At 48.4% G+C, this 26,843-nt stretch carries 23 protein-coding genes; 12 read left to right on the top strand and 11 right to left on the bottom strand.

Translation table 11 applies throughout. The annotated features are described in order from the left end of the window. Positions 1-399 precede the first annotated feature (399 nt). The 4 genes from FEK66_RS13885 to FEK66_RS13870 all read right to left on the bottom strand — a co-directional run bounded on the left by FEK66_RS13885 (position 400) and on the right by FEK66_RS13870 (position 4,349). Positions 400-882 (bottom strand): hypothetical protein, encoded by a 483-nt coding sequence (locus FEK66_RS13885; RefSeq protein ID WP_130217902.1) that lies wholly within the window; start codon positions 880-882, stop codon positions 400-402. Next, positions 869-1,684, bottom strand: coding sequence for a transcriptional regulator (locus FEK66_RS13880; RefSeq protein ID WP_130207772.1), 816 nt, complete (start codon positions 1,682-1,684; stop codon positions 869-871). Before FEK66_RS13880 ends, FEK66_RS13885 begins: the two co-directional genes overlap by 14 nt. Before the next feature lie 342 nt (positions 1,685-2,026). Further along, complete coding sequence (locus FEK66_RS13875; RefSeq protein WP_130207770.1) at positions 2,027-2,659, bottom strand: helix-turn-helix transcriptional regulator; 633 nt, start codon at positions 2,657-2,659, stop codon at positions 2,027-2,029. A 460-nt stretch (positions 2,660-3,119) separates the two neighbouring features. Further along, positions 3,120-4,349, bottom strand: coding sequence for an amino acid permease (locus tag FEK66_RS13870; RefSeq protein ID WP_135490292.1), 1,230 nt, complete (start codon positions 4,347-4,349; stop codon positions 3,120-3,122). 254 nt (positions 4,350-4,603) lie between these two features. Here FEK66_RS13870 and FEK66_RS13865 point away from each other — a divergent pair, with 254 nt between their 5' ends. The 5 genes from FEK66_RS13865 (at position 4,604) to FEK66_RS13845 (ending at position 10,240) form a co-directional block, all read left to right on the top strand. Further along, complete coding sequence (locus FEK66_RS13865) at positions 4,604-5,791, top strand: acetyl-CoA C-acetyltransferase (protein ID WP_130207766.1); 1,188 nt, start codon at positions 4,604-4,606, stop codon at positions 5,789-5,791. A gap of 278 nt (positions 5,792-6,069) precedes the next feature. After that, the gene (gene kduI, locus FEK66_RS13860) at positions 6,070-6,906 is read left to right on the top strand and encodes a 5-dehydro-4-deoxy-D-glucuronate isomerase (protein ID WP_130207764.1); all 837 of its coding nucleotides are present in this window, start codon (positions 6,070-6,072) and stop codon (positions 6,904-6,906) included. Between the two features lie 28 nt (positions 6,907-6,934). Further along, positions 6,935-7,696 (top strand): 2-dehydro-3-deoxy-D-gluconate 5-dehydrogenase KduD, encoded by a 762-nt coding sequence (gene kduD, locus FEK66_RS13855; protein WP_130207762.1) that lies wholly within the window; start codon positions 6,935-6,937, stop codon positions 7,694-7,696. 314 nt (positions 7,697-8,010) lie between these two features. Continuing rightward, a complete protein-coding gene (gene araE, locus FEK66_RS13850) occupies positions 8,011-9,429 on the top strand; it encodes an arabinose-proton symporter AraE (protein WP_130207760.1) in 1,419 nt (472 codons plus the stop codon). Positions 9,430-9,547: 118 nt separating this feature from the next. Further along, a complete protein-coding gene (locus tag FEK66_RS13845) occupies positions 9,548-10,240 on the top strand; it encodes an aspartate/glutamate racemase (protein WP_135495019.1) in 693 nt (230 codons plus the stop codon). Between the two features lie 4 nt (positions 10,241-10,244). Here the strand turns inward: FEK66_RS13845 and lysR are convergent, their stop codons facing one another. Continuing rightward, entirely contained in the window at positions 10,245-11,162 is a 918-nt protein-coding gene (gene lysR, locus FEK66_RS13840; RefSeq protein ID WP_130217894.1) for a DNA-binding transcriptional regulator LysR, read from the bottom strand. A gap of 121 nt (positions 11,163-11,283) precedes the next feature. On the opposite strand from lysR, the gene lysA reads away from it, so the two are divergent. Continuing rightward, complete coding sequence (gene lysA, locus FEK66_RS13835) at positions 11,284-12,546, top strand: diaminopimelate decarboxylase (protein ID WP_135407737.1); 1,263 nt, start codon at positions 11,284-11,286, stop codon at positions 12,544-12,546. 6 nt (positions 12,547-12,552) lie between these two features. On the opposite strand, the gene galR is transcribed toward lysA, so the two are convergent. Then, on the bottom strand, positions 12,553-13,584 hold the full coding sequence (gene galR / locus FEK66_RS13830; protein WP_130207752.1) for an HTH-type transcriptional regulator GalR: 1,032 nt from the start codon (positions 13,582-13,584) through the stop codon (positions 12,553-12,555). A gap of 585 nt (positions 13,585-14,169) precedes the next feature. Here galR and aas point away from each other — a divergent pair. Both aas and lplT read left to right on the top strand, forming a co-directional pair. Next, positions 14,170-16,329: a bifunctional acyl-ACP--phospholipid O-acyltransferase/long-chain-fatty-acid--ACP ligase gene (gene aas, locus FEK66_RS13825; RefSeq protein ID WP_135495017.1), complete on the top strand. Its 2,160-nt coding sequence runs from the start codon at positions 14,170-14,172 to the stop codon at positions 16,327-16,329. Further along, complete coding sequence (gene lplT, locus FEK66_RS13820; RefSeq protein WP_130221486.1) at positions 16,322-17,515, top strand: lysophospholipid transporter LplT; 1,194 nt, start codon at positions 16,322-16,324, stop codon at positions 17,513-17,515. The genes aas and lplT overlap by 8 nt, the downstream gene beginning before the upstream one ends. Before the next feature lie 38 nt (positions 17,516-17,553). On the opposite strand, the gene FEK66_RS13815 is transcribed toward lplT, so the two are convergent. The 5 genes from FEK66_RS13815 to mutH all read right to left on the bottom strand — a co-directional run bounded on the left by FEK66_RS13815 (position 17,554) and on the right by mutH (position 22,339). Further along, a complete protein-coding gene (locus tag FEK66_RS13815; RefSeq protein ID WP_135495016.1) occupies positions 17,554-19,209 on the bottom strand; it encodes a DUF4139 domain-containing protein in 1,656 nt (551 codons plus the stop codon). A gap of 149 nt (positions 19,210-19,358) precedes the next feature. Further along, the gene (locus tag FEK66_RS13810) at positions 19,359-20,399 is read right to left on the bottom strand and encodes an NADP(H)-dependent aldo-keto reductase (protein WP_130207742.1); all 1,041 of its coding nucleotides are present in this window, start codon (positions 20,397-20,399) and stop codon (positions 19,359-19,361) included. 107 nt (positions 20,400-20,506) lie between these two features. After that, complete coding sequence (gene ygdR, locus FEK66_RS13805; RefSeq protein ID WP_000758660.1) at positions 20,507-20,725, bottom strand: lipoprotein YgdR; 219 nt, start codon at positions 20,723-20,725, stop codon at positions 20,507-20,509. A gap of 141 nt (positions 20,726-20,866) precedes the next feature. Further along, positions 20,867-21,580: a TerC family protein gene (locus FEK66_RS13800; RefSeq protein ID WP_064529833.1), complete on the bottom strand. Its 714-nt coding sequence runs from the start codon at positions 21,578-21,580 to the stop codon at positions 20,867-20,869. Positions 21,581-21,637: 57 nt separating this feature from the next. Beyond that, positions 21,638-22,339, bottom strand: a complete 702-nt coding sequence (mutH, locus tag FEK66_RS13795) for a DNA mismatch repair endonuclease MutH (RefSeq protein WP_130207740.1) — start codon at positions 22,337-22,339, stop codon at positions 21,638-21,640. Positions 22,340-22,524: 185 nt separating this feature from the next. Here mutH and FEK66_RS26220 point away from each other — a divergent pair, with 185 nt between their 5' ends. From FEK66_RS26220 to lgt, 4 genes are all read left to right on the top strand, one after another. Continuing rightward, the gene (locus tag FEK66_RS26220; RefSeq protein WP_276319965.1) at positions 22,525-22,671 is read left to right on the top strand and encodes a hypothetical protein; all 147 of its coding nucleotides are present in this window, start codon (positions 22,525-22,527) and stop codon (positions 22,669-22,671) included. A 352-nt stretch (positions 22,672-23,023) separates the two neighbouring features. Next, complete coding sequence (gene rppH / locus FEK66_RS13785) at positions 23,024-23,554, top strand: RNA pyrophosphohydrolase (RefSeq protein WP_130207736.1); 531 nt, start codon at positions 23,024-23,026, stop codon at positions 23,552-23,554. Positions 23,555-23,566: 12 nt separating this feature from the next. After that, on the top strand, positions 23,567-25,813 hold the full coding sequence (gene ptsP, locus FEK66_RS13780; RefSeq protein ID WP_130207734.1) for a phosphoenolpyruvate--protein phosphotransferase: 2,247 nt from the start codon (positions 23,567-23,569) through the stop codon (positions 25,811-25,813). 150 nt (positions 25,814-25,963) lie between these two features. Continuing rightward, on the top strand, positions 25,964-26,839 hold the full coding sequence (gene lgt / locus FEK66_RS13775) for a prolipoprotein diacylglyceryl transferase (protein WP_032239304.1): 876 nt from the start codon (positions 25,964-25,966) through the stop codon (positions 26,837-26,839). The last annotated feature ends 4 nt before the right edge of the window (positions 26,840-26,843 follow it).

The raw sequence follows: 26,843 nt of genomic DNA, 5'->3' as shown, positions 1-26,843 counted from the left end.
AATAATCGATAAAGTTATGATTATCACATTTCTTAATTTAATGTGATTGTTCATTTAAGATAAAATGATAGGCTGTGAGGAATAGCTATGCGTCGACTTACAATCTGGTGTGAAAGAATTATTGCAAGAGTAATTTTATTTATTAGCAACTATTATGTTTATGTGCTCTATTAAATATCTCTGTGCGAACCAGCGTTTATTTTTACACCATTATTGTCATAGTGGAGTGCGGAAGGGTTTTTTAATGACGGATGTAATTTGAATGGGGGAGGGGATTACCGCATAAACTGTCAGGGATGAAGATGGATATAAGAATATATAAAGATTATATTCCAATGCCTGAAATGTTACATTTGTTGTTTGGACCTTTAATTACAGATGCATCATCAAGTTGTTTTGTTACCTTGCGCAATACATAATTGCTCTATTGCCAATGCTTAAAAGAAAATCATGATTGTTCTGTTTTTGAACATTATAGCTTATCATTTTTCCCGGAAATATATAAAAATCAGGCAGGAGTTGTGCAAGATTATCGTCTGAAATTTGATCGATAATATCAAATTTATTTATTTTGGTAGAGGTAAGATGCAAAGTGTCATAATTTTCGATCCACGTATATTCAATATCTCGGCGAAATGATTTATAAGTGTTCGTGTTTTGTTTCCAGGTACCGCTAAGTGCAACAGTTCCTGTCTTTTTATTTTTATTATACATAAAGTCAATAGTGAGATTAGCCCTCCCTTGGTCATTAAATATAATCCAATTGGCCGTGCATTTCTCATTGTATACTATTTGTTCTTTGGAATAATGATAGGCAATAAAAAAAATGAAGCCACTGAGAAAGCATAAAATAATAAACAGCGTTTTTTTATAACGAATCATGGTTAACTCCGCGATACGATAGAGTTAAACAGTCTGCAACTGTGTTATTACTATGGTTCTTTTTGCATGCCATAACAATCAATCCGGGAGATGACTTATCGAGAGGGAAATATAGCCAGGGGTATTTTTTACAATCAATTCCAGATCCTAATATACGGTTCTTATATTTATCGAGATCTTTCAACCCATCAATGCTATCTTCTGTAACATTGAAATGACAACCATTTATTTGTGCAACAGTTTTGTAATCTTTAAAGAATGATTTGGGTTGACTATTGTGCCAGAGAAAAAATGCGGTAAGCAAACCTACGGCAAATGCACTTAGCATGGGTAAATAATTTTTAGATAGCCTGACTATATTTCTGAGATAATTATCTGGATGAGCACTTGTCTCTTTAAACTCATCTTTAACGTTCAAGCATTGGGGAGATATGGTCTTTTGTGCATCTGCAGAAGGGATTATTACATGGTTTTCTATGTTTATATCATTACTGAGCTTAAAACCTTTTCTCGGCACGGTTGCAATAAGCGAATGGTTGGTTTCACCAACCGTGCGAAACCCGCGTCTGATAATCGATATATTTTGATATAACGTGTTGACCGGTACTCGCATGCCTTCTTCTTCCCAGACTCTGGAGAAAAAATCCTGTTGTGCAACCACATCAGGAAAGGCTTCAAGTAGCAGCGATAAGCACCTGCTTGCTGGCGTTGTCAGAACGGCGTTAAGCTCGGCGTCATGTACCGAAATTAATTTTCTGTGCTCTGGCCAGAACTCAATATTATCGTTAATAATCCAGTACATACGTCAATGAAACATAAAATTAAGTAAATTGAAATTATATAGTTTGATAAGTATATTAGTATTCATGGAATAAATATATATTAATTTTATATTTATCATGCAAACTATAGTTGTAGCATATCAATGCAACTTAAAATTCCATGTGAATTAACAAATTTAACACTCTTAACCGTTGTCTTTATGCCTTCTTCTCTCAATATCTTTTCATTTTTGCGGTAGCGCGTAAGGTGACATAATTAAATAAGCGCTCAAATAAACTGAATTAAAAGTTCATGTGATAAAATACGGGCATCTTTATAAGTGCCCGTATATACAATGCTTATTATTATCGACAGTTATGTTTCAGTGCTGAACGGAGTGTGAACGGATAAATAATTCGTTTATTTTACCACCCATCCTTTTTTCAATTCTTTGCTTGTAGGCGTAGATGCTACGGATATCCATATCAAGAACCTCTGCAATCTGATATGGATTATAACCAGAAACCATATGTCCCATAATGGTGAATTCCATTTGAGTTAACGTATTGCCTCTGGTAAATGACAAATAACGACCAATGAATAGTTGCCTGATCTTTTCGTTAGCAATATCCAGTCCATCATCATTATATATAATGGCTGATATCGCGGAGTTGTGTTTCCTCCAGTAATTAGCAAGAGATTGCATATTTCGATCGCTTACTAACACTATTCCCATCTCAGTACTCGTAAGATAGTCGATCCAGTCACTCTCTAAAAAAAGGCGTAAAAAGCTTACTGAAAAATCTACAAAAATATATCCACTTAATCGAGCGTTGTGGTTTTTACTTAATATACCTTCAACCACGCCACGATTAAAATACGAACTCTCTTCGGGCCACATACAAAAACATGCATTTGCACAATACTGCAAACGTGGTGATTTTTCTGGCATTATTTGGCAATGCATTGAGCAACTATTGCATGTAAGACTTTTATAGCGACTACAAAGCCTCATGTTAATAACCTCCCTATTCATAGATAATTGCATAATTTCATTGGTTATTGATGATGTCAATACACTCTGATTTAGTAAGCTTTTTATGAAAAATTGTGTTTAATCCGTATTTGTCATTATTCTTAATGGTATATTTAAGCGTGCATCATTAAGCTTTAAATGTGATTGGATTTCACTCAGTTAATCATATTGGCCTTATTGCAAATCAGACAAGTGCCTAATGTATTAAGAATATCTATACTGCAAATTGTTTTCGAATGACCAGAAGATATCTTGTAAATCTAAGTGATGCATCTTAAATAGTCTTAATTAAGATGTTCAGATTTTTATTTAGGATAACAGCTTGATAATGCTCGTTTAAGTTATGGAGCGTTTGGAGGGTGTGAACAAAGCAAGATGTGCATTGTAAGAATTGGAATGGTTCAAAATAGTGGTTATTTTGAACCATTCACATCAGTGATTAGCTAAAGAACATTACCGATACGCACAGGATACCGACGATCAACGTAATTAGATTTCCGATGGAACGCCAGGGCTTAAGTGCCGGGATGAGATATGTTGACAGCGTTGGCATGATAAAAAGAATCATGGCAATAAGTGGACCACTGATCGCATAAATCATCGAAATTGCATTAGGGTTGATGCAGCAAACGATGAAAGTAATCAGTGATACTAACATAATTGACAGCGCGCGGTTAAATGCACGGCTTTTTTTAACCCCTGCCTGCTGTAGCGTTGTTTTGACTAATTCCGTTGCACCTTCAATAACACCAAAGTAGGTACCTAAAAATGATTTAGACATTGCTACAACCGCGACAATTATTCCCGAAATCGACAACCATGTAGGGGCATTTGGCAGCATAGAAAGTGCCGATAAAATGGTAACACCCTCTTCTTTAGCTGTTTCAATATAAGATGGTGGTATTGATAACAGGCAGCTAAAGACGAAGAAAAGCACGCTCACACAAATGATGAGATAAGCGATTTTCATAATTTTTTTGCATTTATCCATAGCGTGTTCGCCATATTTTTCACGTCTATCAATAGCAAACGTAGAAATAATGGGCGTATGGCTAAAGGCGAAAACCATCACGGGAATCGATATCCATATCTGGTGAAGGGTATTCTGATTGAACTCTACTTGGGTAGTTAATAGAGCTGGTTGCCAGCTACCGACGAGGTAGAAAGAAAGAAATAAGAAATAGGCAATTAGTGGAAACACCAAAAATCCCATTACCCGAATTGTGGCATGGCGCCCCATCAGAAAAATGAGATTCAGAATTAACACAACACCCAGACTCACCAGCATACGAATGCGCAGGTCGATGACCATATGCTTTGCCAGCTGTTCTGTCAGCGAATTGGTGATCGCCACTGCATATATCAACACGACGACAAAAAAAGCAATGAAGTAAAGAGTGGTAATCAGATTGCCGATCTTCTTGCCATAGTAATGAGTTACTGCGCCAGTAATCCCTTCGCCTGCGGATGTTTTTGAAGAAAGGATGAACTGGCACAGGGCCTTATGTGGCCAATATGTTAAAGGCCATGCGACCAGTGCTGTAATAAACAGGACTACCGCTCCCGCTGAACCTAGCTGAATAGGGAGAAAGAGCGTGCCTGCGCCAACGGCTGTGCCGTAAAGTGCGAAGCTCCAGAGAGTTTCTTCTTTTGACCAAATTTTAGACATTATTTGAACGTATCATCTACAAATTAAGAAAAATGGAGGGCAATTTACCATAAACCAGGACAAACATGGGAGATTAACGCTATATCAGCTCATGGATTCATGGGTTAGTAGATGCAAACATTGCGTGCCAGTTGGGTATCCATCCCTCATTCCGGTGAATTTCCTTTGTGATAAAAATCACTATTTTTAAACATTTAAAATAATTTTTATTAACAATCATTTACTATTGCGCTGTTAATCTGTGCGAGGTTGTGATGAAAGACGTTGTGATTGTCGGTGCGTTACGAACACCTATCGGCTGCTTTCGTGGGGCGTTGGCTGGCCATTCTGCCGTAGAACTTGGTAGCCTGGTCGTGAAAGCGTTATTAGAACGCACTGGCGTTGCTGCACATGCGGTGGATGAAGTGATTCTGGGGCAGGTTCTGACCGCAGGGGCTGGGCAGAATCCAGCACGGCAATCGGCCATTAAAGGTGGTCTACCCAACAGTGTTTCGGCAATTACGATTAATGATGTTTGTGGTTCCGGGTTAAAAGCACTGCATCTTGCCACACAAGCGATCCAGTGTGGCGAGGCTGATATTGTCATCGCCGGTGGTCAGGAAAACATGAGTCGCGCACCACATGTCCTGACTGATAGCCGTACCGGAGCACAGCTTGGCGATAGCCAACTGGTTGATAGTCTGGTGCATGATGGCTTATGGGACGCGTTCAATGATTACCATATTGGTGTCACTGCCGAAAATCTGGCGCGTGAATATGGCATCAGCCGTCAATTACAAGATGCCTATGCACTTAGTTCACAACAAAAAGCGCGGGCGGCCATTGACGCTGGACGATTCAACGATGAGATTGTCCCGGTAAGAACGCAAAACAATGGGCAGCTGCTGATTGTTGATACCGATGAACAGCCGCGTACGGATGCCAGTGCAGAAGGGCTGGCTAGCTTAAACCCATCATTTGATAGCCACGGTTCTGTTACTGCGGGTAATGCTTCATCTATTAATGATGGTGCTGCTGCAGTAATGATGATGAGCGAAGCCAAAGCGCGAGCATTGAATTTACCCGTGCTGGCACGTATTCGCGCCTTTGCCAGTGTTGGTGTCGATCCTGCGCTGATGGGGATTGCTCCGGTATATGCGACTCGCCGTTGCCTTGAGCGTGTGGGCTGGCAGCTTTCTGATGTCGATCTTATTGAGGCTAATGAAGCGTTTGCCGCGCAGGCGCTTTCTGTTGGCAAAATGCTCGAATGGGATGAACGTAGGGTCAATGTTAACGGTGGCGCAATTGCGTTGGGTCACCCGATTGGCGCATCCGGTTGCCGTATTCTGGTTTCTTTGGTCCATGAAATGGTAAAACGCAACGCGCGTAAAGGGCTGGCTACACTTTGTATTGGCGGTGGTCAGGGCGTGGCGTTAACTATTGAACGTGACGACCCGATCTAAATTCCTTTCTATTCGTTAAACATCTGCCGCCATCAAGCCATTTCATGATGATGGTTGGCACGTCTGCGCGCATACTCCATAGACGCTGAGTTTTGCCTTCACCTGACTTATTCGTGATCGACGCGACACTTTTCTCAATCCCTTATCTAAAAATGAAACAATGTTTTATTTTTGATTGAAAAGCGCACTGTGCAGGCATATCATCCTTTAAAGAATAAAACGAAACGATGTTTCACAATCGTTGTAATTTTACAGTTCAATGATTATCGGAGGTTGATGTGGACGTAAGACAGAGCATCCACAGTGCGCATGCAAAAACGCTGGATACACAGGGGCTGCGCAATGAATTTTTGGTTGAAAAGGTATTCGTCGCGGATGAGTACACGATGGTTTACAGCCACATTGACCGCATTATTGTTGGCGGCATTATGCCGGTAGCAAAAACGGTTTCTGTTGGCGGGGAAGTTGGAAAACAACTGGGCGTGAGCTACTTCCTGGAGCGTCGCGAGCTGGGCGTTATTAATATTGGCGGCGCTGGTACGATTACCGTCGATGGTCAATGCTACGAAATCGGTCACCGCGACGCTCTCTATGTTGGCAAAGGTGCAAAAGAAGTGGTCTTTGCCAGCATTGATAGTGCCACTCCGGCGAAGTTTTATTACAACTGCGCACCTGCTCATACGACGTATCCCACTAAAAAAGTGACCCCGGCTGAAGTCGCTCCGGTTACGCTGGGCGATAACATCACCAGTAATCGTCGCACAATTAACAAATATTTTGTGCCAGATGTGCTGGAAACCTGCCAGTTGAGCATGGGGCTAACGGAGCTGGCTCCGGGAAACCTGTGGAATACCATGCCATGCCACACCCACGAGCGTCGGATGGAAGTTTACTTCTATTTCAACATGGATGATGACGCCTGCGTTTTCCACATGATGGGGCAACCGCAAGAAACGCGTCACATTGTGATGCATAACGAGCAGGCAGTCATTTCCCCGAGTTGGTCTATCCACTCCGGCGTAGGGACCAAAGCTTATACCTTTATCTGGGGCATGGTCGGTGAAAACCAGGTCTTCGATGATATGGACCACGTTGCCGTTAAAGACCTGCGCTAGTTGCGGGCAAAATGAATAAGGTATTATCATGATTTTAAAAGAATTTTCTCTTGATGGTAAAGTCGCGGTAGTCACTGGCTGTGACACTGGACTGGGGCAGGGGATGGCGCTGGGACTGGCGCAAGCGGGCTGTGATATCGTCGGCATTAATATCGTTGAACCGACAGAAACCATTGAACAGGTCACGGCGCTGGGGCGTCGCTTTTTAAGCCTGAACGCCGATCTACGTCAGATTGATGGCATTCCTGCACTGCTGGATCGTGCAGTAGCAGAGTTCGGCCATATTGATATCCTGGTCAATAACGCCGGATTGATTCGCCGTGAAGATGCACTCGATTTCAGTGAAAAAGACTGGGATGATGTGATGAACCTGAACATCAAAAGTGTATTCTTCATGTCTCAGGCGGCGGCGAAACACTTCATCGCACAGGGCAACGGTGGCAAGATTATCAATATCGCGTCCATGCTCTCATTCCAGGGGGGGATCCGCGTACCTTCGTATACTGCATCAAAAAGCGGCGTGATGGGCGTGACCCGTCTGATGGCGAACGAATGGGCAAAACATAACATCAACGTTAATGCGATTGCTCCGGGCTATATGGCGACCAACAATACCCAACAACTGCGGGCTGATGAACAGCGTAGTGCGGAAATTCTTGACCGCATTCCTGCCGGACGCTGGGGGCTACCGAGCGATCTGATGGGGCCGGTGGTATTCCTTGCCTCGAGTGCTTCAGACTATGTGAATGGTTATACCATCGCCGTAGATGGCGGCTGGCTGGCGCGTTAAGTTATTCAATTCACTTTTATGGCCCTGCCGTATGGCAGGGTTTTTTATACCTGCAGATCATCATAATCCATATCTCGGTTATGAAATAATCCATATCAATTATCAATTAATAAATTTTATGAGTTTTATCTGCTTTAAAATTATGTAGTTAATAATAACGTCAATAATTTTACTTAATTTGAAAATTGGAATGTCCATCACATAACCGCATGTCGTAGCAATTTAATCCATATTTATGCTAATTCCGACCTGACACCTGTATGAGTTGTTCACGTATTTTTTCACTATGTCTTATTCTCTGCTGGCAGGAAAAAATGGTGACTATCAATACGGAATCTGCTTTAACGCCGCGTCCTCTGCGAGATACGCGTCGTATGAATATGTTTGTTTCGGTAGCTGCTGCGGTTGCAGGATTGTTATTTGGTCTTGATATCGGGGTTATCGCCGGAGCGTTGCCGTTCATTACCGATCACTTTGTGCTAACCAGTCGATTACAGGAATGGGTGGTCAGTAGCATGATGCTCGGCGCGGCAATTGGTGCACTGTTCAATGGTTGGCTGTCGTTCCGCCTGGGGCGTAAATACAGTTTGATGGCAGGGGCCATCCTGTTTGTGCTCGGTTCGATAGGGTCGGCTTTTGCGACCAGCGTAGAAATGTTAATCGCCGCTCGTGTGGTGCTTGGTATTGCCGTGGGGATTGCCTCTTATACAGCTCCACTGTACCTCTCTGAAATGGCGAGTGAAAACGTACGTGGCAAGATGATCAGTATGTACCAGTTGATGGTAACGCTGGGCATCGTGCTGGCGTTTTTATCCGACACGGCATTCAGCTATAGCGGTAACTGGCGTGCAATGTTAGGTGTTCTTGCCTTACCGGCAGTCCTGCTGATTATTCTGGTTGTTTTCCTGCCAAATAGCCCGCGCTGGCTGGCGGAGAAAGGGCGTCATATCGAGGCGGAAGAAGTGCTGCGTATGCTGCGCGATACATCAGAAAAAGCGCGAGAAGAACTTAACGAAATTCGTGAAAGCCTGAAATTAAAACAGGGCGGTTGGGCGCTGTTTAAGATCAACCGTAACGTCCGTCGCGCGGTGTTCCTCGGTATGTTGTTGCAGGCGATGCAGCAATTTACCGGTATGAACATCATCATGTACTACGCGCCGCGTATCTTCAAAATGGCGGGCTTTACGACGACCGAACAGCAGATGATTGCGACTCTGGTCGTAGGGCTAACCTTTATGTTTGCTACTTTTATTGCGGTGTTTACGGTAGATAAAGCCGGGCGTAAACCGGCACTGAAAATTGGTTTCAGCGTGATGGCGTTAGGCACTCTGGTGCTGGGCTATTGCCTGATGCAGTTTGATAACGGTACGGCTTCCAGTGGTTTGTCCTGGCTCTCTGTTGGCATGACGATGATGTGTATTGCCGGTTATGCGATGAGCGCCGCGCCAGTGGTGTGGATCCTGTGCTCTGAAATTCAGCCGCTGAAATGCCGCGATTTTGGTATTACCTGTTCGACCACCACGAACTGGGTGTCGAACATGATTATCGGCGCGACCTTCCTGACGCTGCTCGACAGCATTGGTGCTGCCGGTACGTTCTGGCTCTACACCGCGCTGAACATTGCGTTTGTGGGCATTACCTTCTGGCTCATTCCGGAAACCAAGAATGTCACGCTGGAGCATATCGAACGTAAACTGATGGCAGGCGAGAAATTGAGAAATATCGGCATCTGATGTCTCTGGCCGGATGTGCTGTACATCTGGCCTTTTTTTCGCTAATAGAGATCGGGGGCCAGGCCGTTGAGTTCCTTATTCAGCCTTGCTGCATTAACTCACTAGTCAGGAGAAAGGAATGAAAACAATTGGTCTGCTAGGGGGGATGAGCTGGGAATCCACTATTCCTTACTATCGTCTGATAAATGAAGGCATTAAACAGCGACTTGGTGGGCTTCACTCTGCGCAAGTGCTGCTACATAGCGTTGATTTTCATGAAATAGAAGAGTGTCAACGTCGCGGGGAGTGGGATAAAGCAGGAGAAATTCTGGCTGAAGCGGCACTTGGCTTACAGCGGGCGGGGGCTGAAGGCATTGTGTTATGTACCAATACGATGCACAAAGTAGCGGATGCTATCGAATCCCGTTGTTCACTGCCTTTCTTACATATTGCGGATGCCACTGGACGTGCAATTACCCGTGCCGGAATAACTCGTGTGGCGCTGCTGGGGACACGCTACACCATGGAACAGGATTTTTATCGTGGGCGACTGGCGGCGCAATTTTCCATCGACTGTCTGATCCCTGAAGCGGATGAACGGGCGAAAATTAACCAGATTATTTTTGAAGAACTGTGTCTGGGGCATTTTAGCAAAACATCACGCACTTATTATGCGCAAGTGATTGCTCGCCTCGCAGAACAGGGCGCGCAGGGCGTCATTTTTGGCTGTACGGAAATTGGTTTACTGGTGCCAGAAGAGCGCAGTGTTCTGCCTGTGTTTGATACTGCGGCTATTCATGCCGAGGATGCAGTAGCCTTTATGCTGTCGTAATTCACTACAAAATAGCCTCAAGAGCGGCAACCAGTTTTGGTAAACCGGTTTGTAAATGCTTGCTGAATGCCTGCACCAGTGCTGATGACGGACGATGTAGAGGGCGAATCAGGCTGACGGTGAAGGGAACCGCAATACTAAATCGCCGCACCACTAACCCACTTGCCGCATAATCCAGAGCGGTGAGTGGGTTAACTACCGAAACTCCCGCTCCCGCCCGTACCATCGCGCAAACTGACGCGGCGCTATGGGTTTCTACTATCATGCGTCGTTTAACCTGATTCTCACTAAACAACTGATCCAACAGCTGGCGATAGCTGTCAGTGCGGGAAAGGCTGATGTAGTTCTCACCGTGAAAATCTTCCGGTGTTAATACCTTTTTTGCCGCCAGCGGATGGCCCGGCGGTAAAACACACACTTCGTCTAAAGACAGTAATTCGGTGCGTTCCGTACCCGCAGGCGTATGCAGCGTTTCGGTGAGCCCTAGATCATGACGCTGTGCCGAAAGCCACTCTTCAAGTAGCGGTGATTCCTGCGGGACAATGTTTAAGCTGACTTCAGGATAACGGGCCAGAAACGGTTGTAGCAGCGGCGGCAAAAAAGACTGCGAAAAGACCGGCAGGCAGGCAATAGACAGTTCTCCCTGGCGAAACTCGCGCAGACTTTCGGCGGCACTGACGATGCGATCCAGCCCGTACCAGGAGCGCTGCACCTCTTCAAACAGACGCAGCCCTTGAACGGTAGGGTGTAATCGACCGCGTACGCGTTCAAACAGTTTCAACCCGATCACCTTTTCAAAGCGCGCCAGTTCGCGGCTGACGGTTGGCTGTGAAGTGTGCAGCAGTTGTGCCGCCTCAGTCAGGCTTCCGGCGGTCATAACCGCATGAAAAATTTCAATATGACGTAAGTTAACGGCGGCCATTAGCATTCTCTCGCAATCCGGTAATCCATATCATTTTTGCATAGACTCGACATAAATCGATATTTTTTATTCTTTTTATGATGTGGCGTAATCATAAAAAAGCACTTATCTGGAGTTTGTTATGCCACATTCACTGTTCAGCACCGATACCGATCTCACCGCCGAAAATCTACTACGTTTGCCCTCAGAATTTGGCTGCCCGGTGTGGGTTTACGATGCGCAAATTATTCGTCGGCAGATTGCAGCGCTGAAACAGTTTGATGTGGTGCGATTCGCGCAGAAAGCCTGTTCCAATATTCATATTTTGCGCTTAATGCGTGAGCAGGGTGTGAAAGTAGATTCCGTCTCATTGGGTGAAATCGAGCGTGCGCTGGCGGCGGGATATAATCCGCAAACGCATCCCGATGACATCGTCTTTACCGCGGATGTTATCGATCAGGCAACGCTTGAGCGCGTCAGTGAATTGCAAATTCCGGTGAATGCGGGGTCTGTTGATATGCTCGATCAACTGGGTCAGGTTTCGCCAGGACATCGGGTATGGCTGCGCGTTAACCCGGGGTTTGGTCACGGACACAGCCAAAAAACCAATACCGGTGGTGAAAACAGCAAGCACGGCATCTGGTATACCGATCTTCCGGCTGCGCTGGAAGTCATACAACGTCATCATCTGCAACTGGTTGGCATTCACATGCACATCGGTTCTGGTGTTGATTATGCGCATCTGGAGCAGGTGTGTGGCGCGATGGTGCATCAGGTCATCGAATTCGGTCAGGATTTACAGGCTATTTCTGCGGGGGGCGGGCTTTCTGTTCCGTATCAGCAGGGAGAAGAGGCGGTTGATACTGAACATTATTATGGTCTGTGGCATGCTGCGCGTGAGCAAATCGCCCGCCATCTCGGTCACCCTGTGAAACTGGAAATCGAACCGGGCCGCTTCCTGGTAGCGCAGTCTGGTGTGTTAATTACCCAGGTGCGGAGCGTCAAACAAATGGGGAGTCGCCACTTTGTGCTGGTTGACGCTGGATTTAACGATCTGATGCGCCCGGCAATGTATGGCAGTTATCACCATATTAGCGCGCTGGCGGCTGATGGTCGCTCTCTTGAACATGCGCCAACGGTGGAAACCGTTGTCGCAGGGCCATTATGTGAATCGGGCGATGTCTTTACCCAGCAGGAAGGGGGGAATGTCGAAACCCGTGCCTTACCGGAAGTGAAGGCTGGCGATTATCTGGTGCTGCATGATACCGGTGCATATGGTGCGTCAATGTCATCTAACTACAATAGTCGCCCACTGTTGCCAGAAGTTCTGTTTGATAATGGTCAGGCGCGGTTGATTCGCCGCCGCCAGACCATTGAGGAATTACTGGCGCTCGAGTTGCTTTAATCGAGGCTAGTCGCTGGCTGCGTTATGACTTGCATCCAGCGACGGTGTTGAAACTGAATGGCGACGTACCAGCGTAGGACTAAAAACGTTGGTGATTTCTGGCAGTGGGCGATTATCCGCCAGCGCCAATGCCAGTTCTGCAGCCTGGGTCGCCATTGTCACTATTGGGTAACGGACCGTGGTCAGCCGTGGGCGTACATAACGTGACACCAGCACATCATCAAAACCAATCAGCGAAATTTCACCTGGTACATCAATCCCATTGTCATTGAGCACGCCCATCGCGCCTGCCGCCATTGAGTCGTTATAACAAGCCACGGCGGTGAAATTTCTGCCTCTTCCCAACAGTTCTGTCATCGCCTGTTCGCCACCGCTTTCGTCCGGTTCGCCGAAAGTCACCAGCCGATCATTAGCCGGAATACCGCTTTCGGCAAGGGCATCGTAATACCCTCGCAGACGATCTTCGGCATCAGAAATAGAGTGGTTAGAGCAGAGATAACCAATGCGTGTATGACCCTGCTGAATTAAATGGCGCGTCGCCAGCCAGGCACCGTAGCGATCGTCCAGAGCGATACAACGACTCTCAAAACCCGGAAGGATCCGGTTGATTAACACCATGCCGGGTATTTGCTTCATCAATGAGGACAAATCGGCATCCGGGATCATTTTGGCATGGACGACCAGCGCGGCGCAGCGATGGCGAATCAACTGCTCAATGGCCTGGCGCTCTTTTTGTTCGTTGTGGTAACCGTTGCCAATTAATAAGAAATTACCGGTATGGTAAGCCACCTGTTCGACCGCTTTCACCATTGCACCGAAAAACGGATCGGAAACATCACCAACGACCAGGCCAACCGTTTCAGTGGTCTGTTGCGCCAACGCGCGGGCGTTAGCGTTCGGGTGATAACTCAGAGATTCCATTGCGCTATGCACAGCCAGACGAGAAGCTTCGCTGGCTTTTGGAGAGTTATTAATGACGCGGGAAACGGTGGCGACTGAAACGCCTGCCAGTCGGGCTACATCCTTAATGGTCGCCATGAAAATACCTTTGTGGGTAAACGCTTACATTCTGCCAGTGTTACGGAAAACGCCCGTTGGTTCAAGGGGCGTTGTGATTTCAGCGTGGGAAGTGTGCGCGAAGCGAGAATACGTAAGGAAAAAAAGAGATTGCAAACCTTTGGTTACACTTTGCGAAACGCTGTTGCGATTGACTGCTGGTGGCATTTGTCTACAGGTTGATAAAGTGGTGATCCCAGAGGTATTGATAGGTGAAGTCAACTTCGGGTTGAGCACATGAATTACACCAGCCTGCGCAGATGCGCAGGTTTTTTTTGCCTGTCGCAAATCTGTAACAGTAACCGACAATTTACACACCTCGTTGCATTTCCCTTCATTCCTTTGCTTTTTCTCGCTGGCGAAGCGTCGTCGTGCGGACCACAATCAAGATCCCAGAGGTATTGATTGGTGAGATTATTCGGTACGCTCTTCGTACCCTGTCTCTTGCACCAACCTGCGCGGATGCGCAGGTTTTTTTTCGCACCGACTTTACTGTCGCTCGAGCTCTTCATCTCGTGTAATCTCACCGCATTCGCATTTAATGAATGATGAGCAAAGGGAGTTGAAATGCTTTTTAGCTTTTTTCGAAATTTGTGCCTTGCTCTGTACCGCGTTCGCGTGACAGGTGACACCCAGGCGCTGAAGGGCGAGCGCGTTCTTATCACGCCCAATCACGTCTCTTTTATTGATGGCATTCTGTTGGCGCTATTTTTACCCGTTCGCCCAGTGTTTGCTGTTTACACCTCCATCAGCCAGCAGTGGTATATGCGTTGGTTGAAATCATTTATCGACTTCGTTCCTCTCGATCCGACACAGCCGATGGCAATCAAACATCTGGTTCGTTTGGTGGAACAAGGCCGTCCAGTAGTGATTTTCCCTGAGGGGCGCATCACGACCACCGGTTCGCTGATGAAAATTTACGATGGCGCCGGTTTTGTGGCGGCGAAGTCAGGCGCGACGGTTATTCCGGTGCGAATTGAAGGGGCGGAGCTTACGCACTTCAGTCGCTTGAAAGGTCTGGTTAAACGGCGCTTGTTCCCGCAAATTCATCTGCATATTTTGCCTCCCACGCAGGTGCCGATGCCAGATGCACCGCGCGCCCGTGACCGCCGTAAAATCGCGGGGGAAATGCTGCACCAAATTATGATGGAAGCGCGTATGGCGGTACGCCCAAGTGAAACGCTGTACGAATCACTACTGAGCGCAATGTACCGTTTTGGGGCCAGGAAAAAGTGTGTCGAAGACGTCAACTTTACCCCAGATACCTATCGCAAGTTGCTCACTAAAACACTGTTTGTTGGTCGCATCCTCGAAAAATATAGCGTTGAAGGGGAAAGAATCGGCTTAATGCTGCCCAATGCAGGCATCAGTGCGGCAGTGATTTTTGGGGCCATCGCCCGTCGCCGTATTCCGGCAATGATGAACTACACCGCCGGGGTAAAAGGGCTGACCAGCGCCATTACGGCGGCTGAAATCAAAACTATCTTCACTTCTCGTCAGTTCCTCGACAAAGGCAAACTCTGGCATCTGCCGGAGCAGCTGACTCAGGTACGCTGGGTGTATCTGGAAGATTTAAAAGCGGATGTCACCACTGCCGACAAAGTGTGGATCTTCGCCCATCTGTTGATGCCGCGTCTGGCACAGGTAAAACAGCAACCAGAAGAAGAGGCGCTGATCCTCTTTACCTCCGGTTCTGAAGGCCATCCGAAAGGCGTCGTCCATAGCCATAAAAGCATTCTGGCGAACGTCGAGCAGATTAAAACGATTGCCGATTTCACCACCAACGATCGCTTTATGTCGGCGTTACCGTTGTTTCACTCCTTTGGTTTAACTGTTGGCTTGTTTACACCCCTGCTGACGGGCGCAGAAGTCTTCCTTTACCCCAGTCCATTGCATTACCGCATTGTGCCTGAACTGGTGTACGACCGCAGTTGTACGGTGCTTTTCGGTACTTCGACCTTCCTTGGTCATTACGCGCGCTTCGCCAACCCGTATGACTTCTATCGTCTACGCTATGTGGTGGCTGGCGCGGAGAAACTACAAGAAAGCACCAAACGACTTTGGCAGGATAAATTTGGCCTGCGTATTCTTGAAGGCTACGGCGTGACTGAATGCGCGCCAGTGGTGTCCATCAACGTACCGATGGCAGCGAAACCTGGCACCGTCGGGCGTATTTTGCCGGGGATGGATGCACGTCTGCTGGCGGTTCCGGGTATTGAAGAAGGTGGTCGCCTGCAACTAAAAGGGCCGAACATAATGAACGGCTACCTGCGGGTGGAGAAACCAGGCGTGCTGGAAGTGCCAACGGCTGAGAACATACTCGGTGAGATGGAGCGCGGCTGGTATGACACTGGCGATATCGTGCGTTTTGATGAACAGGGATTTGTGCAGATTCAGGGGCGGGCAAAACGCTTCGCCAAAATTGCCGGAGAGATGGTTTCACTGGAAATGGTGGAACAACTGGCACTTGGTGTTTCGCCAGATAAAGTCCATGCCACCGCGATTAAGAGCGACGCCAGTAAAGGCGAGGCGCTGGTATTGTTCACTACAGACAGCGAACTGACGCGCGATAAACTACAGCAATACGCCCGCGAGCACGGCGTACCGGAACTTGCCGTACCGCGTGACATTCGCTATCTGAAGCAGATGCCATTACTGGGCAGCGGCAAGCCTGACTTTGTCACGTTGAAAAGTTGGGTAGACGAAGCGGAAAAACACGATGAGTGAGTCAGTGCACACTAACACTTCGCTATGGTCGAAGGGAATGAAAGCAGTTATTGCCGCGCAGTTTCTCTCTGCGTTTGGCGATAACGCGCTGCTGTTTGCCACTCTGGCGCTACTGAAAGCCCAGTTCTACCCGGACTGGAGTCAGCCAATCCTGCAAATGGTGTTTGTGGGCGCTTACATTCTTTTTGCGCCATTTGTCGGTCAGGTGGCGGATAGCTTTGCGAAAGGCCGGGTAATGATGTTTGCCAACGGCCTTAAGTTGCTGGGGGCTGCCAGTATCTGTTTTGGCATTAATCCGTTTCTCGGTTATACGCTGGTGGGCGTCGGTGCAGCGGCTTATTCTCCGGCGAAATACGGTATTCTTGGCGAGTTAACAACCGGTAATCAGTTAGTGAAGGCTAACGGCTTGATGGAAGCCTCCACTATTGCGGCGATTTTGCTCGGTTCCGTAGCCGGTGGCGTGCTGGCGGACTGGCATGTTCTTGCCGCACTGGCGGCCTGTGCGCTGGCTTATGCTGGCGCGGTAGCCGCAAATCTCTATATTCCGAAACTGGCGGCGGCGCGTCCGGGACAGTCGTGGAATCTCATCAACATGGCCCGCAGTTTTATCTCTGCTTGCGCCGTATTATGGCACAACGGTGAAACACGATTTTCGCTGGTGGGAACCAGTTTATTCTGGGGCGCGGGTGTCACGTTGCGTTTCCTGTTGGTGCTGTGGGTGCCGGTGGCGCTGGGCATTACCGATAACGCGACCCCGACCTACCTCAACGCGATGGTAGCGATTGGCATCGTGGTTGGTGCGGGGGCGGCAGCAAAACTGGTCACCCTGGAAACCGTATCACGCTGCATGCCAGCCGGCATTTTGATTGGCGTGGTGGTGCTGATTTTCTCCCTGCAACACGAACTTCTGCCAGCCTATGCCTTGTTGATGTTGATTGGCGTACTTGGAGGCTTTTTTGTGGTACCGCTCAATGCATTATTACAGGAGCGAGGCAAAAAAAGCGTCGGGGCGGGGAATGCGATAGCAGTACAGAATCTCGGCGAAAACAGCGCCATGCTGCTGATGTTGGGAATTTACTCGCTGGCAGTAATGGTTGGCATCCCAGTCGTGCCCATAGGCATTGGCTTTGGTGCGTTGTTTGCGCTGGCAATAACGGCGCTGTGGATTTGGCAACGCCGTCATTAATCTTTTGCCTGATGGCACATTCAGCCATCTGGCGAAGGTCACATTCCCGAAGGGTGCATACCTTTCGGATACTTCACGCTGTAAGAGAATGGCAGACTCACGTTCTCTTTGCCTGACAGTTTCAGCGTCCAGGTCAGTTCACCCGTTTTTGCATCAAACTGCGCCTGCCCGTACTGCATTTTTTCTACCGTAATATCACTATTAGCACTGACTGGGATCTGGTCGAGCAGAGTAATATCCACCGCTTCGCCGTAGCTGTTCTTCACATTAAGGGTGTAACTGAAGTTACGTATTGCGCTGTCATTAAAGATAGATAACGCATTCTCTTTTTTGAGTGCGGCTTTACGCTGAATAATCAACTTAGGATCGCGGTTAAGCTGAATATCCAGCGATTTGCCATCTTCCGGCGGCTGTAAATAACCCACGCCGGTACGGTTATTGCCAAAGAAGATCTGACTTTCGCCGGGGATTAAATTTAACTGTTCCCACTCTTTAATTTGCACCTGGAGCCAGGCGTCATTACTGATCTTTGGAATAGCAAAGAAGCGATATTTACCGTTGACCGACTCTTCCTTAATGACCACCGTGCGCGCGGTATTATCGCTGTCGATTTGCCACGGCAGCGAAAGTGCATAGCGAACATTTTGCGCGGTGAAACTTTCTGGTTGCGGTGAAACGGGCGCTGCCGATGCCGCATACATGCGCCCGGCTCGTTGCTCCCTTGTTTTTTGCATCTCTGTCTTCAGGGCTTTCTGCAATTCTGAGGCATCCTGGTCAGACGAATTTTCCGAACGCTGTTTCATCACAGGTGATTCTGAAAGCGAGCCGTTTACACCTCCATACTCCGGTACATCCACATACTGTGTTTCCAGTTGCGGCAAGGTGAGATGAGTATCAGGTTCATTGGTCGAGAGCACGAGATTAACGTTTTTCCATGTAAGCCCGGTATACTGGCGAATATTAGCCTTATAAACCAGACGAAGCGGTTGGTTTATGGCCGTGGCGTGAATATCATAGAGCGGCGTCCATGTAGCATCAGGGGTCATATAACGCACCACCGCTTTCGCAGTGACGGCTTTTGGGACATATACCTTAGCGATGATAACCTGTGGATCATTGGCAGCTTCTGAATCGCCGTTACTCATGCTCTCGCGTTGCTCCAGCTTTTCAATTTCCAGCTGGTTATCAGCAAGTTTCTGCGTCAGTTCATTGTCAACACGTAATAGCTCACCATTTTTCTCTTTCACCATCTGCAGATACTTGCCAACTTCGGCGGCACTTTTATTTGTTAATGTGCTATTTGCCTCTAATACCTTAATTTGAGCCGCGATATTGTCTTTCTCGGCGGTCAGTTTTGCCTGTTCCTGTCTGGCAGCTTTTAACTGTTGCTGAATATCTGACGGCAGCGTATTCGGTTGTGTTCCCTGTAACTCAATACGTGAGGAAAGCACAGTCACTCCGTTATCGATAGAGATGGCGATGCTGTCGTCGGTTACCGAATTGGCGATATTAGTGAAGATAATTTCGCTTTCTCCGGCTGGTAAATTAAGTGTCTCTTCACCTTGCAGGCTGGCACCATGCAGATAAACCGTGACGTCTTTCAGCGTTAACGGTTGGGTTAATTGCGCACCCCAAACGGAAGAAACGCAACCGACAAACAGCATAGCGAGAGGAAGTGGTCTTAGAATCAACATGGTTATCCTTAACAAGCATTGAAACGCGCGCTGGCGTTGACCGAAAGAGTCTATTGCGCTTTGTCAGGAGAGAGGCGGCGAAAAGTAGTGAATATATTCTGAAAAAGTTGTGACAAGAGATGCCTGGCGCAGAACGCCAGGCGGAAGATTTAAGGTGCCGGATAAGTATAAACCTGATGCACTGCTTCAATTTCTGACAACACGTCTTCGCTTAACTCCAGATGCAAACTTTCGACGTTAGTTTTCAGCTGTTCCATCGTTGTTGCGCCCAGCAGAGTGCTGGCAACAAACGGTTGACGACGCACAAAGGCCAGCGCCATCTGAGCAGGATCCAGACCATGACGTTTGGCGATATCAACATACGCCGCGACGGCTTTTTGCGTTTGCTCACCGCTGTAGCGAGTGAAGCGGCTAAAGAGTGTATTGCGCGCGCCAGCCGGTTTTGCGCCGTTGAGATATTTCCCGCTCAACGTGCCAAATCCCAGACACGAATAAGCCAGTAACTCGACGCCTTCATATTGGCTGACTTCCGCCAGACCCACTTCAAAGCTGCGATTTAACAAGCTGTAGGGGTTTTGAATGGTGACGATACGCGGCAGGTCGTGTTTATCCGCGAGATGTAAATAGCGCATTACGCCAAATGCGGTTTCATTCGACACGCCGATATAACGAATTTTCCCCGCGCGTTGGTACTCTGCCAGTGCGTCCAGCGTATCCAGCAGAGAGACCGCGGGTGCGGAATCAGTCCAGCTATAACCGAGCTTGCCAAAGCAATTGGTCGGGCGCTGTGGCCAGTGCACCTGATAGAGATCGAGATAATCAGTCTGCAGACGCTTGAGGCTGTCATGCAGAGCTTCGCGGATATTCTTCCTGTCCAGCGCCTGATCCGGGCGGATCCCCTTGTCATTATTACGCGACGGTCCGCTCACTTTGGAGGCAATAATTAACTTTTCGCGGTTGCCATGTTTTGCCAGCCAGTTACCGACATAGGTTTCGGTTAACCCCTGAGTTTCGGGGCGTGGCGGTACCGGGTACATCTCGGCAACGTCGATAAGGTTAATGCCCTGAGCAACGGCATAGTCGAGTTGTGCGTGGGCGTCGGCTTCGCTGTTCTGTTCACCAAACGTCATCGTGCCAAGCCCCAGCGTGCTGACTTCCAGCGAGCTGTGGGGTATACGGTGATATTGCATAGCCGTTTCCTTTTTATAATCACGACATAAGGAATATAAAAATGGCAGAGGGAAGGGAAAAGGGAAAGAGAAAAATCTTAAGGCCAGCCGGATGCTGACCTTATTTTTTAACGTTCAATAATTTGCGAAACATCATCACGGTTTATTTGCATCGCGTTACCTTGCTGATCGTGATAACTCACCAGCCCGGTGTCATCATCAATTTCCGGTTTTCCATCTGTCAAAATCATACGGCCATCTTTGGTCGCCATGACGTAATCACTGGAACAGCCGGAAACGGCAAATGCCAGTCCGACTGCAGAAATTAATACTGCCCATTTTTTCATCCGGTCATCCTCACCTATTTTGCCCATTAATGATAATAGACTGTTTATAATCTGACGTTATACATCATGAAAGCAGGAAAATCTTAAACTGTGAGGAGGAGATCTGGCCGAACGCTCTCCCGCAGGAGAGCGAACGGAATATCAGAGCGGATTCTTTTTGTTGCGAATCAGGTTGAGGCTTTCAACCGCAATAGAGAAGAACATCGCGAAGTAGATGTAACCTTTCGGTACGTGGATATCGAAACTTTCCAGAATCAGGGTAAAGCCCACCAGAATCAGGAAAGAGAGCGCCAGCATTTTTACCGAAGGGTGGCGTTCGACAAAATCACCAATCGAGCGCGCGGCGAACATCATCACGCCTACGGCAATTACCACTGCTGCCATCATTATGAATAAGTGATCTGACAGGCCCACAGCGGTAATCACCGAGTCGAGGCTGAAAATAATATCCAGCAGCATAATCTGCACGATAGCGCCGAGGAATGATGAAACGCGAGTTTTCAACCCTTCTTCTTCGCCTTCAATGGATTCGTGGATTTCCTTGCTGGCTTTCCAGATAAGGAACAGACCGCCGAGTAACAAAATTAAATCGCGAGCGGAAATTTCCTGACTGAATATTGTAAAAAGCGGATTCGTCAGACGTGTGACCCAGGCAATAGACGCCAGCAGCGCCAGACGCATGACCATCGCCGCTGCCAAACCCAGACGCCGCGCGTGGCCACGTTGTGCTGTAGGTAGTTTTGCCACCACCAGCGAGAGGAAAATAATATTATCGATCCCAAGAACGATCTCCAGCAGCGTCAGCGTACCGAGCGCAAGCCAGGCGTTAGGATCGGTTACCCATGCAAATAACATCAAACAAAGCCCTGCCAAAAAAATGAAGCGGTAATTATATGCCCGGAATGCGGCAGGTCAAAGCGATGGGTGCTGGATCAAAAAATGACGAGCCAATAGCGCACTGGTGAAATTCTTCTTTAAATAAAAGCCGCGTGGCAGTGTCAGAATCGGTTCACCCTGGGCGCCAATGGCTTCGGTGAGCGCTTTCGCATTCGCCGCTTTAGGTCTTATCTGTAAATATTCCCCGTGACGAGCGGTAATTCTTTCAACCTGACCAAGAACAATCATATCCATCAATTCTTCCCAGTCTTCGCGTAACTGCCGTTCCTCTTCGTCATTTGGACTCCACAGTAATGGTGACCCTACGCGCCGCTGCGCCAGAGGAATACTGCGCTCGCCTTCTACAGGTATCCACAGCACGCGTTTTAACTTGTGACGTACATGGCTGGTTTCCCAGGTGACGCCGCTATTGCCGGTTAAAGGCGCCACGCAAACGAAAGTGGTTTCCAGAGGACGGCCAAGGCTATCCACAGGAATCGTTTTTAGCTCTACGCCCAGGGCCGCAAAATCTTGTTCAGGTTTACTGCCCGCGCTGGCGCCAAGCCAAATTTCCAGCAACACGCCTATCCAGCCTTTATCGCGCTTTAAATTCTCCGGTGCAACCAGCCCGGCAAGTGCCGCCAGCTCACCCAATGTGTAACCGGAAAGTTGCTGTGCTTGCGCAAATAACTGCGCTTCAGTTTCTGGTGGAGAGAGCAATGGGCGAGGCTGGAGCATGGTGTTATACCTTGATTAAAAATTGAGCAGCAATTTTATACCGGATATACCAAGTGTAACTTTTTCCACGCGTGTTATTCAATTGCATGATTTATATTGCTTTTTAGGTTTCAGATAACCACGTTGCGCAACGTATGTGGAGGTTTTCCAAATCTGGTCACTGAAAATAAACAGGATCTTACACCATGTTATCCACAGAAAGCTGGGATAACTGTGAAAAACCCTCACTACTGTTTCCATTTACAGCCTTGACGTGCGACGAAACTCCAATTTTTAGTGATGCGGTGCTTAACTTATTGGCACATTCTGTGGATAAATACGACATTGGTTGATCTTTCACCACCTCGTATACAGTGAGTGTGATACAGGTCACGATTTTACCTGTTTGGTAGCGATTTAAGCACCTAGTTCATTGATTAGTAACTATTATTTTGTAATGCCTGAATCGGGGTTGTTCAGAATGCTCTGGGTTTTCCCGCAGTAATTCCGTACTTCTTCACAACTCTATCCACAGAAAAGGTGAATAAAAACGGTGATGTTCCCCCTCTGCTGTTTATAACTCTGCACTTAACTGTGAGTTATTCAATTGTTATTAGTGTGTAATGCCTTGCAGAGAGTGGTTTACCGCCTTCCAGGAGTATGAAACAATCATTCGCATATAAAGTTTTATTTTGAGGTAGTCCGGTGATTGATGACGATGGCTACCGCCCAAACGTAGGTATCGTGATTTGTAATCGTCAGGGGCAAGTAATGTGGGCCCGTCGATTTGGTCAGCACTCCTGGCAATTTCCGCAAGGCGGAATTAACCCCGGAGAATCCGCAGAACAGGCGATGTACCGTGAATTGTTTGAAGAAGTAGGATTAAGCCGCAAAGACGTTCGAATCCTTGCTTCAACGCGTAACTGGTTGCGCTACAAATTACCAAAACGTTTGGTGCGTTGGGACACGAAGCCGGTGTGTATCGGCCAAAAACAAAAATGGTTTCTCTTGCAGCTGGTGAGCGGCGATGCGGAAATCAATATGCAAACCAGCAGTACACCAGAGTTTGACGGCTGGCGTTGGGTAAGTTACTGGTATCCGGTCAGACAGGTGGTGTCATTTAAACGTGATGTCTACCGCAGGGTAATGAAAGAGTTTGCGAGTGTTGTGATGGCGCTACAGGACAATACGCCTAAACCACAAAACGCATCTACTTATCGACGTAAAAGAGGTTAAGTCACGCCAATTATGCTCACTCGCCTGCGCGAAATAGTCGAAAAGGTAGCCAGTGCTCCCCGCCTTAACGAGGCGTTGAATATACTGGTTACCGACATCTGTCTTGCGATGGATACCGAAGTCTGTTCGGTCTACCTGGCCGATCACGACCGACGTTGTTACTACCTGATGGCGACTCGGGGGCTGAAAAAACCGCGAGGTCGCACCGTAACGCTCGCGTTTGATGAAGGGATCGTCGGCCTGGTTGGCAGGCTGGCGGAACCGATAAACCTTGCGGATGCGCAAAAACACCCCAGCTTCAAATATGTCCCCTCCGTAAAAGAAGAGCGTTTCCGTGCTTTCTTAGGCGTTCCGATTATTCAGCGTCGCCAATTGCTTGGCGTGCTGGTGGTGCAGCAACGAGAGCTACGCCAGTACGATGAAAGCGAAGAATCCTTTCTGGTGACGCTCGCTACCCAGATGGCGGCCATTCTTTCCCAGTCGCAGTTGACTGCCTTATTCGGACAATATCGCCAGACGCGAATCCGCGCATTACCGGCTGCACCCGGCGTGGCGATTGCCGAAGGTTGGCAGGATGCCACTTTACCCTTAATGGAACAGGTGTATCAGGCATCAACGCTGGATCCAGCGCTGGAACGTGAGCGCCTGACCGGAGCGCTGGAAGAGGCAGCTAACGAATTTCGTCGTTACAGCAAACGCTTTGCTGCCGGGGCGCAGAAAGAAACTGCGGCCATTTTCGATCTTTACTCGCACCTGCTTTCCGACACCCGTCTGCGCCGCGAACTGTTTGCCGAGGTGGATAAAGGCTCGGTCGCAGAGTGGGCTGTGAAAACGGTCATTGAAAAATTTGCTGAACAGTTTGCCGCGCTAAGTGATAACTATCTCAAAGAGCGCGCTGGCGATTTACGCGCGCTGGGCCAGCGGTTGCTGTTTCACCTTGATGATGCAAATCAGGGGCCGAACGCCTGGCCGGAACGTTTCATTCTGGTGGCAGATGAATTGTCGGCGACGACCCTTGCGGAGTTGCCCCAGGATCGGTTAGTCGGCGTCGTCGTACGCGATGGTGCGGCCAACTCCCATGCGGCGATTATGGTGCGCGCGCTGGGTATTCCTACCGTGATGGGGGCGGACATTCAACCTTCAGTGCTGCATCATCGGACGCTGATTGTTGATGGTTATCGCGGGGAATTACTGGTCGACCCGGAACCGGTGTTGCTACAAGAATACCAACGGCTAATTAGCGAAGAAAATGAGCTAAGCCGGCTGGCGGAAGATGACGTCAATTTACCCGCACAGTTAAAAAGCGGTGAGCGCATTAAAGTCATGCTTAATGCGGGTTTAAGCCCGGAACATGAAGAAAAACTGGGCAGTCGCATTGATGGTATCGGCCTTTATCGCACTGAAATTCCTTTCATGTTGCAAAGCGGTTTCCCGTCGGAAGAAGAGCAGGTGGCGCAATATCAGGGCATGTTGCAAATGTTCAATGATAAGCCTGTCACGCTGCGCACGCTGGATGTTGGTGCTGATAAGCAACTTCCTTACATGCCTATCAGCGAAGAGAATCCATGTCTGGGTTGGCGTGGGATCCGCATTACGCTCGATCAGCCGGAGATCTTTTTGATCCAGGTGCGGGCGATGCTGCGTGCTAATGCAGCAACGGGCAACCTGAACATCTTATTGCCGATGGTCACAAGCCTCGATGAAGTTGACGAAGCACGCCGCCTGATTGAACGTGCCGGACGTGAAGTCGAGGAGATGATCGGCTATGCGATCCCGAAACCGCGCATCGGTATCATGCTGGAAGTGCCATCGATGGTGTTTATGTTGCCTCACCTGGTAAACCGGGTCGATTTTATCTCTGTTGGCACCAACGATCTGACTCAATACATTCTGGCTGTTGATCGTAACAACACGCGAGTTGCGAACATTTATGACAGCCTGCATCCTGCGATGTTACGTGCGCTGGCAATGATCGCCCGGGAAGCGGAAACGCAAGGGATAGATCTCCGTTTGTGTGGCGAAATGGCGGGAGATCCTATGTGCGTAGCAATCCTCATTGGGCTTGGGTATCGCCATCTGTCTATGAACGGGCGTTCTGTCGCGCGCGTAAAATATTTGCTGCGGCGCATTGATTTTGCCGAAGCGGAAAACCTTGCGCAGCGCAGCCTGGAAGCACAACTGGCGACTGAAGTTCGTCATCAGGTTGCGGCATTTATGGAGCGTCGCGGCATGGGCGGGCTGATTCGCGGGGGGCTATAGCGCGGATCGTATACATATCTTTTAACGGTATCCGGCAACCAGCCTGGTCCCCTTGTGCTATTATTCGCACCTTTGGAGCGCCTGGAACCTGCGGCGCGCATTTCAATCGCTGTTCTCTTTCAGCGAAATAACAAGAACTTGTGGTGACAGATGACCAGTAGCTATCTGCATTTTCCGGAATTCGATCCGGTCATTTTCTCAATAGGACCCGTTGCGCTTCACTGGTACGGCCTGATGTATTTGGTAGGTTTCATTTTTGCGATGTGGCTGGCAACACGTCGGGCGAACCGTCCGGGGAGCGGCTGGACCAAAAATGAAGTTGAAAACTTACTCTATGCGGGTTTCCTTGGCGTTTTCCTTGGCGGACGTATTGGGTATGTTCTGTTCTACAATTTCCCGCAGTTTATGGCCGATCCGCTGTATCTGTTCCGTGTCTGGGACGGCGGCATGTCCTTCCACGGCGGCCTGATTGGCGTGATTGTGGTGATGATTATCTTCGCCCGCCGCACCAAACGTTCCTTCTTCCAGGTCTCTGATTTTATCGCACCGCTTATTCCGTTTGGTCTTGGCGCCGGGCGTCTGGGCAACTTTATTAACGGTGAGTTGTGGGGCCGCGTTGACCCGAACTTCCCGTTTGCCATGCTGTTCCCGGGTTCCCGTACCGAAGATATTCTGTTGCTGCAAAACAATCCGCAGTGGCAGTCCATTTTTGATACTTACGGCGTGCTGCCTCGCCACCCGTCACAGTTGTACGAACTGCTGCTGGAAGGTGTGGTGCTGTTTATTATCCTCAACTTGTATATTCGTAAACCGCGCCCGATGGGGGCCGTGTCTGGCTTGTTCCTGATTGGCTACGGCGCGTTTCGCATCATTGTTGAGTTTTTCCGCCAGCCCGACGCGCAGTTTACCGGTGCCTGGGTGCAGTACATCAGCATGGGGCAAATTCTTTCCATCCCGATGATCGTCGCGGGTGTGATCATGATGGTCTGGGCATATCGTCGCAGCCCACAGCAACACGTTTCCTGAGGAA

This window comes from Escherichia sp. E1130 (assembly GCF_005781065.1).
Classification (GTDB): domain Bacteria; phylum Pseudomonadota; class Gammaproteobacteria; order Enterobacterales; family Enterobacteriaceae; genus Escherichia.
The sequence above is the reverse complement of the archived record's forward strand: the minus strand, read 5'-3'. Positions and strand labels throughout refer to the sequence as shown.

Excerpts from the sequence above, each read along its gene's own strand:
- FEK66_RS13865 (WP_130207766.1), top strand. The coding sequence starts at position 4,604 with ATGAAAGACGTTGTGATTGTCGGTGCGTTACGAACACCTATCGGCTGC.
- FEK66_RS13885 (WP_130217902.1), bottom strand. The coding sequence starts at position 882 with ATGATTCGTTATAAAAAAACGCTGTTTATTATTTTATGCTTTCTCAGT.
- FEK66_RS13845 (WP_135495019.1), top strand. The coding sequence starts at position 9,548 with ATGAAAACAATTGGTCTGCTAGGGGGGATGAGCTGGGAATCCACTATT.
- FEK66_RS13815 (WP_135495016.1), bottom strand. The coding sequence starts at position 19,209 with ATGTTGATTCTAAGACCACTTCCTCTCGCTATGCTGTTTGTCGGTTGC.
- aas (WP_135495017.1), top strand. The coding sequence starts at position 14,170 with ATGCTTTTTAGCTTTTTTCGAAATTTGTGCCTTGCTCTGTACCGCGTT.
- ygdR (WP_000758660.1), bottom strand. The coding sequence starts at position 20,725 with ATGAAAAAATGGGCAGTATTAATTTCTGCAGTCGGACTGGCATTTGCC.
- FEK66_RS13880 (WP_130207772.1), bottom strand. The coding sequence starts at position 1,684 with ATGTACTGGATTATTAACGATAATATTGAGTTCTGGCCAGAGCACAGA.
- lysA (WP_135407737.1), top strand. The coding sequence starts at position 11,284 with ATGCCACATTCACTGTTCAGCACCGATACCGATCTCACCGCCGAAAAT.
- galR (WP_130207752.1), bottom strand. The coding sequence starts at position 13,584 with ATGGCGACCATTAAGGATGTAGCCCGACTGGCAGGCGTTTCAGTCGCC.
- FEK66_RS13800 (WP_064529833.1), bottom strand. The coding sequence starts at position 21,580 with ATGTTATTTGCATGGGTAACCGATCCTAACGCCTGGCTTGCGCTCGGT.
- FEK66_RS13875 (WP_130207770.1), bottom strand. The coding sequence starts at position 2,659 with ATGAGGCTTTGTAGTCGCTATAAAAGTCTTACATGCAATAGTTGCTCA.
- lysR (WP_130217894.1), bottom strand. The coding sequence starts at position 11,162 with ATGGCCGCCGTTAACTTACGTCATATTGAAATTTTTCATGCGGTTATG.
- araE (WP_130207760.1), top strand. The coding sequence starts at position 8,011 with ATGGTGACTATCAATACGGAATCTGCTTTAACGCCGCGTCCTCTGCGA.
- ptsP (WP_130207734.1), top strand. The coding sequence starts at position 23,567 with ATGCTCACTCGCCTGCGCGAAATAGTCGAAAAGGTAGCCAGTGCTCCC.
- lplT (WP_130221486.1), top strand. The coding sequence starts at position 16,322 with ATGAGTGAGTCAGTGCACACTAACACTTCGCTATGGTCGAAGGGAATG.
- FEK66_RS13810 (WP_130207742.1), bottom strand. The coding sequence starts at position 20,399 with ATGCAATATCACCGTATACCCCACAGCTCGCTGGAAGTCAGCACGCTG.
- lgt (WP_032239304.1), top strand. The coding sequence starts at position 25,964 with ATGACCAGTAGCTATCTGCATTTTCCGGAATTCGATCCGGTCATTTTC.
- mutH (WP_130207740.1), bottom strand. The coding sequence starts at position 22,339 with ATGCTCCAGCCTCGCCCATTGCTCTCTCCACCAGAAACTGAAGCGCAG.
- FEK66_RS13870 (WP_135490292.1), bottom strand. The coding sequence starts at position 4,349 with ATGTCTAAAATTTGGTCAAAAGAAGAAACTCTCTGGAGCTTCGCACTT.
- kduD (WP_130207762.1), top strand. The coding sequence starts at position 6,935 with ATGATTTTAAAAGAATTTTCTCTTGATGGTAAAGTCGCGGTAGTCACT.
- FEK66_RS26220 (WP_276319965.1), top strand. The coding sequence starts at position 22,525 with ATGTTATCCACAGAAAGCTGGGATAACTGTGAAAAACCCTCACTACTG.